Here is a 15,296-nt window from a genome sequence, read left to right as displayed (position 1 = left end):
AGTCATCGGTTCTTACTCGTCACCGCTTAATCGTCGATGGCGTCATACAGATGGCGCTCGAACACGGCTGCCATCGGGAAGGGTTCCATGCTGCGTCGCTGGATCAGCATGATGCCGATCATGTTTTCAACAGGATCGGCGAACCAGCTCGTGCCGTACGCACCGGGCCAGCCGAACGAACCGGCAGAACGATAACCGAGCGTGCGTTGTTGCGCTGGATCGTCCACGATGGCCAAGCCTAATCCAAACCCTTGGCCCGCCCACAGAATCTGACCGAACGCGGGAATGCGGCGCTGATCACGCGACAGGAAATTCGTGCGCATGAGGTCGACCGACCGATGCGACAGCAGACGCGGACCGCGCGCGCGTTCATCGGCGTCACCTTGCAGACGGCCGCGGCCGAGCAGCAGGCGCGCGAAACGCAGATAGTCGTCGGCAGTGGAAACAAGGCCGCCGCCACCACTTTGAAAACGCCCGAGGTTGGCAAAGCGGCTCGATGCCGGATGATCTTCCACCACGCGCTGTTGCGTGGCGGAATCGATGGCATAAGCCACCGACAAGCGCCCGAGTTTTTCAGGGGGCACCACGAAGCTCGTGTCCGCCATTGCCAGCGGCTCGAAGATACGCGTACGGAAGAACGCTTCAAGCGACATGCCGCTGATGCGCTGAATCAGCGCGCCGAGGACATCGGTGGAGATGCCGTAGTGCCAGCGCGTGCCGGGCTGGAACATCAGCGGTACTTCAGCCACGCGGTTCAGCCATGCGCCAGGATCAACCGATGCCTCGACGCCGTTGAAAACGTTGCCGTAGGCGTCGGCTAGCGCGCCGGACGCGGTGAATTGATACGCAAATCCAGCACGGTGCGTCAGCAGATCGAGCAAGGTGATGGGTGCGCGAGCGGGTTCCGTAGAGTCGAGCGGCGCGTTGGGATCGGTGAGCACCTTGGGATTGGCGAGCTCAGGCAACCAGCGCGACACCGGGTCATCGAGCGCAATGCGGCCTTCTTCCACCAGCATCAACGCAGCGACGCTGGCCAAGGGTTTCGTCATGGAGGCAATGCGAAACAGCGTGTCACGCGCCATGGGCGTGAGGGCGTCGCTATCGCTGTAGCCGAGTGTATCGACCCGGGCTATTTCGCCGTTGCGCCAGACCAGGGTGACGCAGCCGGCAACATCGCCGGTCTCGACGAACTGCTGCATCGCGGAACGAGTCCGTTCAAGCCGCGTGGTGCTGAATCCTGCGTCGGACATTCAATCCCTCTTTGTACGCATTTTCTCAGCACATCATTTAAGCACGCCGGCAATTGGACTCCAAGGGAAGATTTACCTCAGATTGCAATTCTGTGACACAAAAGCGGGAAATTAAACCCGTAATTTCTTACACTTCCTTTATGCCAGCGAGTAATTCAATCCGATGCTGGCTTCAAGCTGTTCGAGCCGGTCTTTGATTCGCTGTATCCGCGATTGCTGCGCAGGGACAAGCGCACTCAATGCGACCAGGTCAACCCGGTTACGCCAATAGGATAAAGGGATGCGGTCATCGGTGGAAATTCTTCCGATTACCCGCTCCAGATGAACAATATCAGTTTCGATTTGCCGATGATTCATTCACAACTCCACGGTAGATGTTATTTTTACTTTTTACGGAACGAGTGTGACGCAACACACGGAACAGATAACCGTTCTGGTGTCATAAACACGATGCTTTGAGTGCGCAACACGCGCGGCCCGCGCCGTCGGAAGCTGACAGCACGAGCTCTGGAGGACCTTCCTGTAGAGTATCCAAACAGGCAGGGTCTCGTATATTCCGCAAATGCGGAACAGTAAAAATTCAATAAACCGGCGTTCGGGATCGGCAAATTATCCGCATGACAGGAGAGAATGGATGCTTCTTGAAAGCGACCAGTACGATCAGGCTGTCAACGATATATATGCAACGCTTACGGATCCTCGCGCATGGCACGGTGTATGTGCTGCGATCGCCGGCTTGATTGGCGCTCGCGCAGTCTGGATAACCGTGAGCGATAAGCAGCTTGCTAATATGGATTCCGAAAGTTTCCACAGTCGAGAGAATACGAATTATTACAAGACGCCGGATAATCAGGCGGCGGAAACGACTCAAATTCCGATTGAATCGTTTGCGCGCTTCGAATTGGATCAGAAAGATGCTGATTCCGTGAACATAAATGCATCGGCATATATTTCAAGGCGGCATATTCTCGATACCGGCGGATTGCTGATCACGCTGGCCTGCGAGTTTGTATCGGCGAGTGGGGCTCATATTCAGCCGGAGCCGCGCTGGCTTGATCGCCTGATGCCGCATCTTTCACGCGCCGCACAACTTCAAGACGTGCGTTATTTCGCGTCGCCCGAGCTTTTCGCCCCTGTTCCATTTCTCGACGAATGGCGTCAGCCGGCCATGCTCGTCGCGCTGAACGGGACCGTGCTCCGCTTTAACGACGCAACCACGCAAATGCTGGGACGAACCAGTTTGGTTCAGGTCGTCGGCGGCAAGCTTGAACTGCAAGGCGGGGCGCAGCGCCGGATGATGGACGAATGTCTTGCTGCGGCAGACGTGACGCCGGTTTATCGAATGCTTCGGTTGACGGAAGAGCAGCATGGAGAGCCTGCGGTTCAGGGCGCGCTATACGTGTTTTATCACCCGGTCGCAGTGAGCCGTGGGCACGCAGCGTTGCTCACCTTCTATCACCCGGATTCACCGCCTATTGTGGATCCGGATCTGCTCGCGAGCGCGTTCGACCTGACGCCGGCGGAATGCCGCGTGGCCTGTCATATCGCAGAAGGGCGCACGCCCAAGGAGATAGCCGGCCAGACCGGCGTGCAGCACGACACCGTGCGCAAACAGTTGCAGGCGATCTATCAAAAGACGGCGACCAATCGCCAGGTCGACCTGATTCGCCTGCTGCTCAACCTGCCCGCGCATCCGGCGCAGAATTAGAGCCGTGGCCTCGCGTTACTTCGCCCTGCACGCGATCAACAAGCTGTTCTGGCCGTTGTCGCTGCTTTGATCGAGGACGTCGTAACTGCCGGCGCACAATGCGCGGGCATTTTCCTGGCAGTTACTCCAGCCGCCGTTAGCCGGGCACTGGATCATGCTGGTCGGGCGGCCATCGGATGAAAAGAGCGGCGGCGCGCTACTGCACGCAGACAACATTGACACCGCAGCCGCAAGCGGCAACAGCGCCAGAAAACGCGATGCTCGTACGCTGGAAATCTTCATCCGGAACCCCTTTTTAATGCTGTTTTTATTGATCCCGCAAGTATGCCATGCGGAGCTTTCGGCTTGCCTCCCTGGCCGTGCGGATCGTGCGGATCGGAAGCCCTGGCGGGACCTTCTTTGGTGCGTTCGCACTACTTTTGAAGCCCCCAGATGTCGCTGTCGATCATCTCGACGCGAGCGTCGATCTTCGCTTTTACATCGGCGAGCGCCTGGTTGTAGAAATGCGCGCCAATGAGCTTCGATAACTCGTCAAGCCATTCCTTCGCCTCGAACTGACCAAGCCGCGTATCGAAGCGTTCTTGCGCCAGGCGCTGCAACTGGTCGATGGCAAGCGCCTCGAGCTCACGGGATAACATCGTCTTGTTCGTGTCTTTGCTCATGTTTGTTTGCTCACGATTCAAACGTCTATGCCCAGTGCGACGATCTTCTTGTACATGGTCGCCCGGCCAATGCCAATGCGCTGGGCCGCCTCTGCCACGCGGCCGCCGCTTGCACGCAGGGCTTCTGAGAGGAAGCGCTTTTCGAAGGCTGCCATGGCTTCGGTGTAGGACGTCGTATCGGTTTGCTCCGCTACGCCCGCGAGTTCCGGCGATGCCACCGCGCTAGCCGCACCCATGAAGCCGCCGAGCGCGCGGGCATCGATATGTTCACTGTCCGACAACATCACCGCGCGCTCCAGCACGTTGCGCAACTCGCGCACGTTGCCCGGCCACGAATACGCGCAGAGCAGGCGTAACGCGTCGTCGTGAAGCACGAACTGGCCGGCGTGACGCGGGCGGGCATCGGCGGAAAGCTCTTCAAGCATGGCGTACACCAGCGCTTCGATATCCCCCGCCCGCTCACGCAACGGCGGCGCATGAATGGACAGCACGTTCAGCCGATAAAACAAGTCCGCGCGAAACCGGCCGCTGGCGACCAGCGCCGGCAGATCCGCCGACGTCGCCGCGATGATCCGGACATCGGTGCGCACGATCCGGTTCGATCCCAGCGGCTCGAACTCCTTCTCCTGCAACACCCGCAGCAACTTGCCCTGCAGCACGAGCGGCATGTCGCCGATTTCATCGAGGAAGAGCGTCCCGCCATCGGCCAGTTCGAACTTGCCGACACGGCCTTTGCGCTCCGCGCCCGTATAGGCGCCCGCCGCCGCGCCGAAAAATTCCACTTCAAGCAAGGTGTCCGGAATCGCCGCGACGTTCACGCTCACGAGTGGCCGCGCGGCGCGCGTGGATGCGCCGTGAATCGCGTGCGCCAGCAGCTCCTTGCCTGTGCCCGTTTCGCCGGATAGCAGCACGGGCGAATCGACTTGTGCTGCGCGGCGCGCCTGGCGTTTGACATCGAGGCTCGCGGCGCTCGTTCCCACGAAACTCGCGAACGTGTACTTCGCGCGCCGCGCCTGCGCGAGCGATTGCCGTGTCGCGATCAGCTCCTGCTGCACGCGCGAGTAGTGCGAAAAAAGCGGCGTGAGCGCTTTCATTTCATCGAAGAGCGCGAACCCAATGGCGCCGACCGTCTGGCCGAAATCGTCCTTCAGCGGCAGACGCGTGACGACCAGCGGTTCGCGATCCGTTTCCAGCAGATCGAGCAGGATCGGCTTGCCGGTTGTCACGACTTCACGCATCAGGCTGTTCGGAATCACCGATTCGCAATCGCGGCCGATCGCCTCTTGCGGGTCGGAAAACCCGAAGCGCGCCGCGTAGCGTTTATTGATCCAGACGACCCGCGCTTCTTTGTCTACGATAAACGTGCCTTCGCTGAAATTCTCGAAGGTCTTGAAAAGCGAATCCATCGCGCGACGCAAAACGTCGCTGTAATCGACGGGGACATGCGTCCAGTCGTTATGCATCCAGTGTCTCGTCAGGTTTTCTCGATATTGAGACAGAATATCTCGAAACGTGGAAACACGGCAAGATTGCTGTGAAACATTATGTGACCGGCCGTTCGGGCGAATCTGGCGTCACGGCGTTGTCTCGATTGGTAGACATTTTGCAAGACACACCAGGCTGACCGGAATCGCGCGTCGATGCTGGGCAACGTTTTGCGGTCTTTGGCATGAATGCTGCTTAGAGGGCGCGTCCAGTTCCGGGCGGCGATTGGTTTTTTGCTGCCGCGCCCGGGCACACAACAACTAACGGAGACTCAATGTCGTTCATCATCGTCCTCGCCGCCCTGGCGTTTCTCATGCTGGCCGCGTATCGCGGATACAGCGTGATCCTGGTGGCGCCGCTCGCTGCGCTCGCCGCCGTCCTTCTGACCGAACCCGCTGCCGTCGCGCCGGTGTTTTCCGGCATCTTCATGGAGAAGATGGTCGGCTTCGTGAAGCTGTATTTCCCCGTGTTCCTGCTCGGCGCCGTATTCGGCAAAGTGGTGGAATTGTCCGGATTCTCCGAATCGATCGTGGCCGCCGCCATTCGATATATCGGCAAGACGCGCGTCAATGCGGTGATCGTCGCGGTGTGCGCGTTGCTCACCTATGGCGGCGTATCGCTGTTCGTGGTCGTGTTCGCGGTTTACCCATTCGCGGCCGAAATGTATCGGCAGAGCAATATCCCGAAGCGGCTGATGCCCGGCGCCATTGCGCTCGGCGCGTTCTCCTTCACCATGGATTCGCTGCCCGGTACGCCGCAGATCCAGAACATCATCCCCACGACCTTCTTCAAGACCACCGGTTGGGCCGCGCCGTGGCTCGGCACGATTGGCTCGCTGTTTATCGTCGTGGTGGGGTTGAGTTTCCTGGAGTGGCGCCGCCGTTCGGTCATGGCAACGGGTGAGGGCTACGGCACGTCGCTCGTGAACGAGCCGGAGCGCGTGGAAAGCACGCATTTGCCGAATCCGTTGCTCGCGATTGCACCGCTGATTCTGGTTGGCGTGGCGAACTTCGCGCTGACCAAGCTGATCCCGGTCTGGTACGGCGACAGCTATTCGGTGGCGGCCAACGTGCTGCCGGGCGTTCATGCGCCGGTGGTCACAGCGATCAAATCGGTCGTCGCGATCTGGGCCGTGGAAGGCGCGCTGCTGCTCGGCATCCTGCTGGTCGTATTGACCGCGTTTGGACGCGTGCGCGAACGCTTTGCAGTGGGAACGAAAGCGGCGGTCGGCGGTGCGTTGCTCGCGTCGTTGAATACAGCGTCCGAGTATGGTTTTGGTGGCGTAATCGCGGCGTTGCCGGGGTTTATCGTGGTCAGCGATGCGCTCAAGAGCATTCCGAATCCGCTCGTGAACGCGGCGGTATCGGTGAGTTCGCTGGCAGGCATCACGGGCTCGGCGTCGGGCGGCATGAGCATCGCGCTGGCGGCCATGTCCGATACCTTCATCAAGGGCGCGCAAGCGGCGCACATTCCGCTGGAGGTGCTGCATCGCGTGGTCGCCATGGCGAGCGGCGGCATGGACACGCTGCCGCATAACGGCGCGGTGATCACGTTGCTGGCGGTGACGGGGTTGACGCATCGAGAGTCGTATCGGGACATCTTCGCCGTGACGATCATCAAGACGCTGGCCGTGTTTTTTGTGATCGCGGTGTACTACATGACCGGGCTGGTTTAAGGCTTTTGCGTTTTCTTTTGCATCGGCGTGGGATGAACGCCGCCGATGCAAACCAGCATCTGGCAAACTTGGCCGCTGCCGCCTCCCCATTGCTCTCCCACAGGACTTCCTCTCATGACTTCATCCGCAGCAACGCCGCTCGCCGGCAAGACCGCGCTCGTCACCGGATCGACGAGCGGCATCGGACTTGGAATCGCTACCGCCCTGGCGCAAGCCGGCGCGAATCTCGTGCTGAACGGCTTCGGCGACGCCGCGGTCATCCAGGGCGCCATCGCGCAAATCGAGCAGCATGGCGTGAAGGCCGTGCATCACGGCGCGGATATGTCGAAGTCCGCTGAAATTGAAGCCATGATCGCGTTCGCCATCGAGCAATTCGGCGCGGTCGATGTGCTCGTGAACAACGCGGGCATCCAGCATGTGGCGACTATCGATACCTTCCCCGTCGACAAGTGGGACGCGATTATCGCGATCAACCTGAGTTCTGCGTTCCATACCATGCGAGTGGCATTGCCCAAGATGCGCGACAACGGCTGGGGCCGCGTGATCAACGTGGCGTCCGCGCACGGGCTGGTCGGCTCGGCGGGGAAATCGGCTTACGTGGCGGCCAAGCACGGCATTGTGGGGCTGACCAAAGTCGCTGCGCTCGAAAACGCGCGCACGGGCGTGACGGTCAACGCAATCTGCCCGGGATTCGTGCTGACGCCGCTGGTGCAAAAGCAGATCGACGATATCGCGACACGCGACAATATTTCGCCGGACGCCGCGCGCTCGAAGTTGCTGGGAGAGAAACAGCCGTCGGAACAGTTTGTTACGCCGGAACAGATCGGCAAGCTCGCGGTGTTCCTGTGCTCGGACGGCGCCGATGAAATGCGCGGCGCCGCGCTTCAGATCGATGGCGGGTGGACGTCACAGTGACGCTTGCCATGCGCGCAGCGCGTGCCTGACGTGGCAACCGTTGGTACTATCGGGGTTCGAAGAACGGAGACTCCGATGACGGCTGAACACAATCGAACAGAAGAAGCGCGGGCGATGGAGCGCATCGTCAATGCCACGCGGCAGGTGCAGACCGCGTTCACGGCGTTGCAGGGGCACTTTCCGCCGGAAGGTGATGGCCGGCCCTCGCAGATGGCATTGCAGACCTTCGACGCCGCGCTTCAGGAGCTGGAGGAAGCGCAAGCCGCGTTCGACACCATGTTGAACGACCTGTTCGACGGAAATCGCTAAAACCGCTTTGACTAGTTCGCGCCAAGGGTAACCGGACAGTGGCCGCCGCCCACGGCGCGAGCGAAACGCTCAAGCCCCCCGCAACACCGGCACCACGGGCGCCTTCCCCTTGGCGTCCTCAGCCTCACCCGAAACAACCGCATCCGGCGGATTCAGCCCTTCCCACGAAATACCGTCGGTGGACTGCCGCCGTGCCGCCGCCACGCACGCGTCGACCAATTCCTTGAACGACGTAGCCACCGAGGTCTTGCGAACCACCTCCTCGCCTTCCAGCGGACTGTCCGGCAGCACCAATCCCGCGATCAGCTCAGCCGTGGCCGCTCGCTGATGCAGACGCCGCAGCAAATTGCGCAAATACGGCGGCGATTCGGCTGCATCGAACGAAATCACGCAGATCAGCGACACCCCCGTCAAGTCGACCTCGTCGAAGCGCGTGCGCGAAAAGCGCTCATAGGGCGCCAGATCCGCGCCCAGGCCATGCTTGCGGAACAACTGCACCGCAATAGCCGCCGCCAGGTCGTCAAGCACGCCACGCCCGGCGATGCACAGAACGGACGCCGTATGGCCTTCGCGGGCCGCGTCGAAGTGAGACGGCGGCTCTTCGTGCAGGATGCCGGCTTCGCGGTCGGACATCTCGAGACTGGCCGGCGGGTTCTCTTCCTGCCTGACCGCCATCACCACGTCCTCCACTTCCTCGAGCCCTTCGACGATGTCCATCGCCGATTCGTTGATGCGCCTCAACTGGTCCGAGGTCACGACCCCGCGCAACACGTCGTTGTGCGCAATCCGCAGCCCCTCAAGCGCCACTTCGTCGTAATACGCGCTGAGCGATCGCTCCTTGAGCAGCGACTCCGCCTGCACGAGCGCTTCATCGGGATCGTTGGCGAGCAGCCGCTGATAGAAATTCTCCGCCGGCGTCAACGCTGGACGGTCGCCGAACAGGACATCGAGGAATTCCAGCCGGTCCACATGCCGCCCCAGGATCACCAGGCACAAGGTCAGCGGCGTCGATAAAACCAGCCCGATCGGTCCCCAGATCCAGCTCCAGAAAATCGCCGCAACAATCACCGCGAACGGCGAAAGACCCGTGCTGTGTCCGTACAACAGCGGTTCGACCACCTGCCCCGCGACCACATCGGTCACGCCGAACAGGACGATGGCCCAGATCATCATCGACCAGCCGGGTCCGACCGCCGCCGCGAACACCACGGCCAGCAACGCCGCGAGCCAGGTGCCTACGTACGGCACGAACCTCAGCAAGCCGGTGAGCACGCCGAACAGCAACGCGCCCGGTACGCCGATGATCGCCAGCCCGATCGAGATGACGATGCCCACGCCCATGTTGATGCCAAGCTGCGCGAGGAAATAGCGGGACAAGCGGCGGGCGGCTTCGTCCATGGCGGTGGTCGCGCGGTGCAGGTCGCGCGAGCCGAACAGCCGGATCAGGCGGTCGCGCAGGTCTTCCCGCTGAAGCAGGATGAAGATGGCGACCACGAGCACGATGCCGGTGGTTTCCAAGGGGCTGATCACCGGCGATAAAAACCGCTGCGCCAGCTCCACGGGCGACGGCGCCGGTTCGTGCACTTCGACCGGCATGGGGGCATCGATAGGCGAGGCCGCGGGATTCTCTTCGTTCTTGCGGATCTCATCCTGGCGATTCGGCGAAAGGCGCTTGAGCGCTGCCGCCGTTTTCCCCAGGAACGCATCGGCCCGGCCGATGGTCTTCTGCTGCACGGCGTCGATCTTGCGCTCTACCGCAAACTGATACTGCGGCAAGTCGCCGGCCAGTTGCGCCACCTGGGCGCCGATCAGCGCGCCAACCGCGGTCAGCACCGACAACGCGACCAGCACCGCGACGATCACCGAGGGCACCTGCCCGAACTTCAGCCGCCGCAACAAGTCCACGAACGGCGCGACCAGGAAGCTCAACAACACGGCAAGGATGATCGGAATCAGCACCGCGCGGCCGAAATACAGCACGCAAATGACGACCACACCGGTAATTAACGATGTTAGCGCCCGCAAACCCGGTCCTTCGGGCGGCAAAACCGTGGTTGACGGCCGACGGGGCACGGGATCTGGATTCATGACATCGTTCTCGTTATGACGTATTGACCGACTGTATCAAGCGACGGTGTAAGGACACACAGGACCGCGCCCGACCAAAGGCTGCAGCGCACTCGCTAGTCCGGGCAGGATCGCGGTGCGGGCGCGCGTTTTCCGATTCTGGAGTACCGCGAGCCGGTGTCCGGCGGCCCGGGTGTCGAATGAACGTCGACATGTCATGAGCAAGCGACATGCCATTTGCGCCAAAAGGTGAGTCAATACGGGAGCGCAAAGGTGAGTATTGACGGGAGCGCGGGAGAACCGCTGACCGCTCTTCACCGCTCCTGACGGCTAGTCGTCCGTTACGCCCAGCGTGACCATCCTGCGAATCCGGCTCGCCATGGATTCCAGCGTGAACGGCTTGGTAATCAGTTCCATACCGGTATCGAGGAAACCATTCGTGCGGGTCGCGGCTTCAGCATAACCCGTCATAAACAGCACCCTCAACTTCGGCCGCGTCGCCCGCGCCGCGTCCGCCAGTTGCCGGCCGTTCAGCCCGGGAAGTCCGACGTCGGTCACCAGCAAGTCGATACGCGCATGCGAATTAAGGATGGTCAATCCCGACGGGCCATCGAACGCTTCGAGCACCTCATAGTCCAGATCGCGCAGGATCTCGCACACGAGTTCACGCACGGACGCGTCGTCTTCCACCACCAGGATCGCGTGCCGCCCGGCTGAACGATGCGCGTCGTTGAGTTCACCCGCGATTTCCTGCGTGCCCGGATCGCCTGAAAAACGCGGCAGATACAGCCGGATCGTCGCGCCGGCGCGGGGCGCACTCTCGATGGTCGCGATCCCGCCCGACTGCTTCGCGAACCCATAAGCCATCGATAAACCCAGCCCCGTGCCCTGGCCCAGCGGCTTGGTCGTGTAGAACGGGTCGAAGGCGCGCGCCTTGACGTCGTCGTCCATGCCCACGCCCGTATCCGACACCGACACCACCACGTAAGACCCCGGGGTTACATCGGGATGGCGCGCGGCAAAGTCGTGGCCGAGTTCCACGTTGCCGGTTTCAAGCGTCAGGCGGCCGCCTCCCGGCATGGCGTCGCGCGCGTTGATCGCGAAATTCAGCAGCGCGTTTTCAAGCTGGTTCGCGTCGCAGCGCGTGAGCCACAAGTGCGGGTTGCGCACCACGCGCGTTTGGATCGCTTCGCCCATCGTGCGCTTGAGCAGATCTTCGATGGAATGCAGCAGCTCGTCCGCGTTGACCGGCTTCGGGTCGAGCGGCTGACGCCGTGAAAACGCCAGCAGCCGATGGGTGAGCGCTGCCGCCCGGTTGGCCGCACCGGTCGCCATCGTAATGAACCGGTCGATGTCGTTTGTGCGCCCGAGCTGGGTGTAGCGGCGGATCAGTTCGAGCGGCCCGGTGATGCCTTGCAGGAGGTTGTTGAAATCGTGCGCAATCCCGCCCGTCAGTTGCCCGAGCGCCTCCATTTTCTGCGCCTGGCGCAGTGCCTCTTCGGTGAGTTGAAGCGCTCGCTGAGTTTCCTTTTCGCTGGTGACGTCGCGGCCGTTGCCGTATAGCGTGTCGCCTTCGGGCGCGGCGACCCACGACACCCATCGATACGAACCGTCCTTGTGACGGTTGCGATTCTCGAAGCGCACCGGCCCTGAGCGGGCCGCCGACAGCAGCGCCGCTTCGGTGGCTGCCACGTCGTCGGGATGAACGATCTCCGCAAACGACTTGCCGATCAGCTCGTCCTCGCGGAAGCCGAGAATCTCGGTCCAGGCCGGATTGACGGCGCGCAACACGCCCGCGCTGCTCGCGACGATGAACAGGTCGCGCGAATTGCGCCAGATGCTATTGCGCTCGCGGGTGCGGGCATCGACGTCAGCCGCCAGCGAATTGTTCAGGCGCCGCAATTGCGACTCGCTGACACGCAGGCGTTCTTCAAAGCGCTTATGCCCGGTGATGTCGTACGTCACGCCGAGATAACGCAAGCCGCCCGCATTGCCTTCGATCGCTTCGCCACGGCGCGCCATCCAGCGCTCCTCGCCGTTGTCCGGGCGGCGGATGCGGTACTCCAGGTAATCGAGCGCACCGGGCGGCATGTCGAGATGGCCCGCGCGCACGCGGTCGCGATCGTCGGGATGCACGAGATCCAGCAGGTCGTCGAGATGGTATTCATGACGCGGCGTCAAACCCCATTGCCAGCACAGCTCTTCAGACACCGCCAGTTGCCCGTTATGCGGAAATAGCTCGAACGTGCCGATTCCGCCCGCCTGTTGCGCGATGCGCAAGCGCTCTTCGCTTTCGCGCAACGCCCGGTCGCTTGCATGGCGCTCGATGGCGAGCGCCGTCACGCTCGCCACTTGCGCGATCTCGTCCAGTTCCTCGGACGACGGCGTTTTGGGGACCGAATAATAATTGGCGAAGGTACCCAGCAGACGGCCGTCAGCCGCCTGGATGGGCATGGACCAGCAGGCGCGCAGGTCATATTGGCGGGCGATATCACGAAACGCTGCCCACACCGGGTCCGTCTGGATATCTTCCACGATGACCGGTTCGCCACGGAACGCCGCCGCTCCGCACGACCCCATGAGCGGCCCGAATTCGAGGCCATCCACAATGCGGTTGTAATCATCAGGCAAACTCGGCGCAGCGCCTTGCACCAGGCGTTTCCCTGACGTATCCACAAGCAGTACGGAGGCGCGCAACGGCTGCTCCGAGCGGCTTTCCACCCGATGAATCACATGCTCCAGCACCTCGCGCAGCGGCATGCCTGCAACGACGCGTCCGAGCACCGCACGCTCGAATTCGAGCTGGCTTTGCGTGGAAAACAACAGGGGTTTCTGCATAGTCGTTAAGCAAAAGCCGATATGTCGGGCACAGTGCAACGAGCGAAATGTTCCAAATGAATGTTGCAGATGAATGTTGCAAATACTAGCACCCGGTATCGCCGGTCCACGGTTGCACTTTTATGCACAGCAAGCGGCGCGCCTATTGTCCCCATCCAGATTATGTTTTAGGTCTACGGGCATGCATCGTGCGAGATTTGCAGGCTCGAAATAAAGCGTACGCGCAATGGATTCGTGATGGCCGTGGAGTCACCCTGTATCAACATCTGTAAATTCGATGGCACAACCGGGCTTTGCACCGGTTGCTTGCGAACCAAGGACGAATGCAAACAATGGAAGAAGCTGAAGAACAAAACCCGGACAAAAATTATCGACGACCGGCCCAAACGCGCGGCTAAGCTTAAGAAGGCGAACAGGTGACGCGACGCCTGCATGCCGATGCAATCGCGATTGCTCGCCAGCCTTTTGACACTAAAAAACGCGTGCTTGAATGACGCGATAAGACGACAAGGACACGAAAAACCCACCTTACTTTGGGAGTTCAGTCATGACCATTATCATCAAGTTTAAACGCGTTTTATCGGTGTCCGCAGCCGTGCTCGTTACGTCGTTTGCGACTCAAGCGGTCTATGCGCAAACCATGAGCATGGGTTTGAGCCCCAACGACGACATGCTTGCACCGGCTAACAGTACGAAGTTGATGCCGAACGCGCCGCTGGGCAGCGAATATCCGACGCACGGCAACCAGCAGGCGGGTGAGTTGAACCTGAATCCGACCGATCCGCGCGCGCAGTTGATCAACGGCTTGCCCAATAACACGCAAAGCGGTGGTTATGGCTCACCGCTGGCAGGGAACAAGTCGAATGTGCCGCAGGGGTATTAGGTTTTATGGTTCGATGTTGCAGGCCGCGTTCCTTCGCTCAGGCTGCCAGCTCATGTGTGTGCGAGAACGTTGATGAGCTTGCCGAACGGATCGCGGACGTAGAAACGTCTTACGCCCCAAGGTTCATTGACGGGTCCGTATTCAATCGGGAAACCCGCGTCTTTCATGCGATAGAAGGCAGCGTCCACGTCATCCACTTCGATCGACAGGTCCGGCACCGGCGTGCCGGCCCCGCCCTCCGACGCCACGCTGACCTGGACGCTCATGGTCGTCTCCGAACCGAAGGTCTGGATCCAGCCCTGATCCATCAGCAGGTCCAGACCCAGTACGTCCTGATAGAACAGCCGCGCACGGGCAACATCTTGCGTGCCTATGTTGGCGACTATTCGCTTGACCTTCATCTTCGCCTCCTGGCTTTCGGGCTTATGGCGCCTTCGATGGATACGGTAAAGGCTTCGCTGCGGGATCGGTGGTCATGTTGTCGATGACCTTGTCGACATCCGCCGTTTTCGCCAGCTCGAAGAGGAATTTGGTTTTATCGAAATCGGGCGATACACAACCTTGCACGTAGATAAACCTGCGCTGCAATATCAGCCATAGCGATGATTGTTCGCGCCAATGCGTGGCGATATTGATCGTGCTGAGCCGGCGTTGAACCGCTTCCGCTATCTCGGCATCGTAACGGTACGCATTGGATAAACGACACCGCCCCTCCACCCAGCAGCTATTGCCACGCTCGATCCGGTAATGTGCTTCGTTCACCCATTCCTGTTCCGTCTCCAACGGTCCCAGCGGAATCGGGCACTCGGGGATGGCTTTGGAAATCTGGAAAAACGGATCGTTCCCGCGGTTACTGCGCAGGTCGTCGGCAAGCGCCGGCTGGCTCGCCATCGATACCAGCAAACACCAGGCGAAGTGTTGAAAGTGTTGAATAAGAGATCGCATTTTCTTGTACTCACGCGGTTCATGAGCGGCTGCCTCGAAATATAACCGATCGAATCAGCCCATCGGGCCCGCACATGAAGCGTGTTAACGATTTCTTCAGGTTGTGTCGATGGAGTTCCTGAACGCGGCGTCGCAACATGACCACACGCGTTTCCGGGCGGTTCAGCGCCCAAGCGATGAACCGCCCGGAAACGCTTCTCTCGGCCAGTAGTTTGCTGACCGGTCCGACCTCGGCTTTTGGGAGAAACAACATGAAGACACTGAGAATCGTGGCAGCGTGCGCGGCCGCCCTCCTCGTTGGACAGGCATGGGCGCAAGCTCAGCCTGCAACCACCGCCACCATGACCGCACAGCCCGCGCTGGACGTTGGAGGCGTAACGGATATATCCAGAAGCGATGCGGGTGCGTCTATGAGCCTGACGCGGCAACAGGTCTATCAGGACCTCGTTCATTCAGAACGGTCCGGAGAACAAAGCCGGTTGCAGCAGCTCTATCACGGGCAGTGACCCCGGCATGAGTTGACATTGCCATTCCGCGTGACGGGGCGAATCCGCACGCG

Annotated in this window: 16 protein-coding genes; 7 read left to right on the top strand and 9 right to left on the bottom strand. The window is 60.8% G+C overall.

Annotated features, from left to right (window positions below; all coding sequences use genetic code 11):
• Positions 1 to 26 precede the first annotated feature (26 nt).
• Positions 27 to 1,250, bottom strand: coding sequence for a serine hydrolase domain-containing protein (locus ACSOSP_RS35720; RefSeq protein WP_455315343.1), 1,224 nt, complete (start codon positions 1,248 to 1,250; stop codon positions 27 to 29).
• 138 nt (positions 1,251 to 1,388) lie between these two features.
• Complete coding sequence (locus ACSOSP_RS35715) at positions 1,389 to 1,607, bottom strand: hypothetical protein (protein WP_455315342.1); 219 nt, start codon at positions 1,605 to 1,607, stop codon at positions 1,389 to 1,391.
• 277 nt (positions 1,608 to 1,884) lie between these two features.
• On the opposite strand from ACSOSP_RS35715, the gene ACSOSP_RS35710 reads away from it, so the two are divergent.
• Positions 1,885 to 2,958, top strand: coding sequence for a helix-turn-helix transcriptional regulator (locus tag ACSOSP_RS35710; RefSeq protein ID WP_455315341.1), 1,074 nt, complete (start codon positions 1,885 to 1,887; stop codon positions 2,956 to 2,958).
• A 15-nt stretch (positions 2,959 to 2,973) separates the two neighbouring features.
• Here ACSOSP_RS35710 and ACSOSP_RS35705 read toward each other — a convergent pair whose 3' ends face one another.
• The 3 genes from ACSOSP_RS35705 to ACSOSP_RS35695 all read right to left on the bottom strand — a co-directional run bounded on the left by ACSOSP_RS35705 (position 2,974) and on the right by ACSOSP_RS35695 (position 5,083).
• Entirely contained in the window at positions 2,974 to 3,240 is a 267-nt protein-coding gene (locus tag ACSOSP_RS35705; RefSeq protein ID WP_455315340.1) for a hypothetical protein, read from the bottom strand.
• A 131-nt stretch (positions 3,241 to 3,371) separates the two neighbouring features.
• Positions 3,372 to 3,620 (bottom strand): DUF2164 domain-containing protein, encoded by a 249-nt coding sequence (locus ACSOSP_RS35700; RefSeq protein WP_455315339.1) that lies wholly within the window; start codon positions 3,618 to 3,620, stop codon positions 3,372 to 3,374.
• Between the two features lie 17 nt (positions 3,621 to 3,637).
• Positions 3,638 to 5,083: a sigma-54 interaction domain-containing protein gene (locus ACSOSP_RS35695; RefSeq protein ID WP_455315338.1), complete on the bottom strand. Its 1,446-nt coding sequence runs from the start codon at positions 5,081 to 5,083 to the stop codon at positions 3,638 to 3,640.
• Positions 5,084 to 5,379: 296 nt separating this feature from the next.
• Here ACSOSP_RS35695 and ACSOSP_RS35690 point away from each other — a divergent pair, with 296 nt between their 5' ends.
• The 3 genes from ACSOSP_RS35690 (at position 5,380) to ACSOSP_RS35680 (ending at position 8,004) form a co-directional block, all read left to right on the top strand.
• On the top strand, positions 5,380 to 6,780 hold the full coding sequence (locus ACSOSP_RS35690) for a GntP family permease (RefSeq protein WP_455315337.1): 1,401 nt from the start codon (positions 5,380 to 5,382) through the stop codon (positions 6,778 to 6,780).
• Between the two features lie 114 nt (positions 6,781 to 6,894).
• The gene (locus ACSOSP_RS35685) at positions 6,895 to 7,695 is read left to right on the top strand and encodes a 3-hydroxybutyrate dehydrogenase (RefSeq protein WP_455315336.1); all 801 of its coding nucleotides are present in this window, start codon (positions 6,895 to 6,897) and stop codon (positions 7,693 to 7,695) included.
• 75 nt (positions 7,696 to 7,770) lie between these two features.
• The gene (locus ACSOSP_RS35680; protein WP_031364399.1) at positions 7,771 to 8,004 is read left to right on the top strand and encodes a hypothetical protein; all 234 of its coding nucleotides are present in this window, start codon (positions 7,771 to 7,773) and stop codon (positions 8,002 to 8,004) included.
• A 69-nt stretch (positions 8,005 to 8,073) separates the two neighbouring features.
• On the opposite strand, the gene ACSOSP_RS35675 is transcribed toward ACSOSP_RS35680, so the two are convergent.
• Together ACSOSP_RS35675 and ACSOSP_RS35670 are read right to left on the bottom strand one after the other, a co-directional pair.
• Positions 8,074 to 10,092, bottom strand: coding sequence for an AI-2E family transporter (locus ACSOSP_RS35675; RefSeq protein ID WP_455315335.1), 2,019 nt, complete (start codon positions 10,090 to 10,092; stop codon positions 8,074 to 8,076).
• 309 nt (positions 10,093 to 10,401) lie between these two features.
• Positions 10,402 to 12,909, bottom strand: a complete 2,508-nt coding sequence (locus ACSOSP_RS35670; RefSeq protein ID WP_455315334.1) for a PAS domain-containing protein — start codon at positions 12,907 to 12,909, stop codon at positions 10,402 to 10,404.
• A gap of 237 nt (positions 12,910 to 13,146) precedes the next feature.
• Between ACSOSP_RS35670 and ACSOSP_RS35665 the strand changes: the two genes are divergently transcribed.
• Both ACSOSP_RS35665 and ACSOSP_RS35660 read left to right on the top strand, forming a co-directional pair.
• Entirely contained in the window at positions 13,147 to 13,329 is a 183-nt protein-coding gene (locus tag ACSOSP_RS35665) for a DUF1289 domain-containing protein (RefSeq protein ID WP_455315333.1), read from the top strand.
• Positions 13,330 to 13,549: 220 nt separating this feature from the next.
• Positions 13,550 to 13,792 (top strand): hypothetical protein, encoded by a 243-nt coding sequence (locus ACSOSP_RS35660; protein WP_455315426.1) that lies wholly within the window; start codon positions 13,550 to 13,552, stop codon positions 13,790 to 13,792.
• Between the two features lie 50 nt (positions 13,793 to 13,842).
• Here ACSOSP_RS35660 and ACSOSP_RS35655 read toward each other — a convergent pair whose 3' ends face one another.
• Positions 13,843 to 14,193: a VOC family protein gene (locus ACSOSP_RS35655; RefSeq protein ID WP_455315332.1), complete on the bottom strand. Its 351-nt coding sequence runs from the start codon at positions 14,191 to 14,193 to the stop codon at positions 13,843 to 13,845.
• Between the two features lie 22 nt (positions 14,194 to 14,215).
• Complete coding sequence (locus ACSOSP_RS35650; protein ID WP_455315425.1) at positions 14,216 to 14,683, bottom strand: hypothetical protein; 468 nt, start codon at positions 14,681 to 14,683, stop codon at positions 14,216 to 14,218.
• A gap of 305 nt (positions 14,684 to 14,988) precedes the next feature.
• Between ACSOSP_RS35650 and ACSOSP_RS35645 the strand changes: the two genes are divergently transcribed.
• Positions 14,989 to 15,243, top strand: coding sequence for a hypothetical protein (locus ACSOSP_RS35645; RefSeq protein WP_455315331.1), 255 nt, complete (start codon positions 14,989 to 14,991; stop codon positions 15,241 to 15,243).
• Positions 15,244 to 15,296: the final 53 nt, after the last annotated feature.

It is taken from the genome of Caballeronia sp. KNU42, from assembly GCF_053760385.1.
The sequence above is the reverse complement of the archived record's forward strand: the minus strand, read 5'-3'. Positions and strand labels throughout refer to the sequence as shown.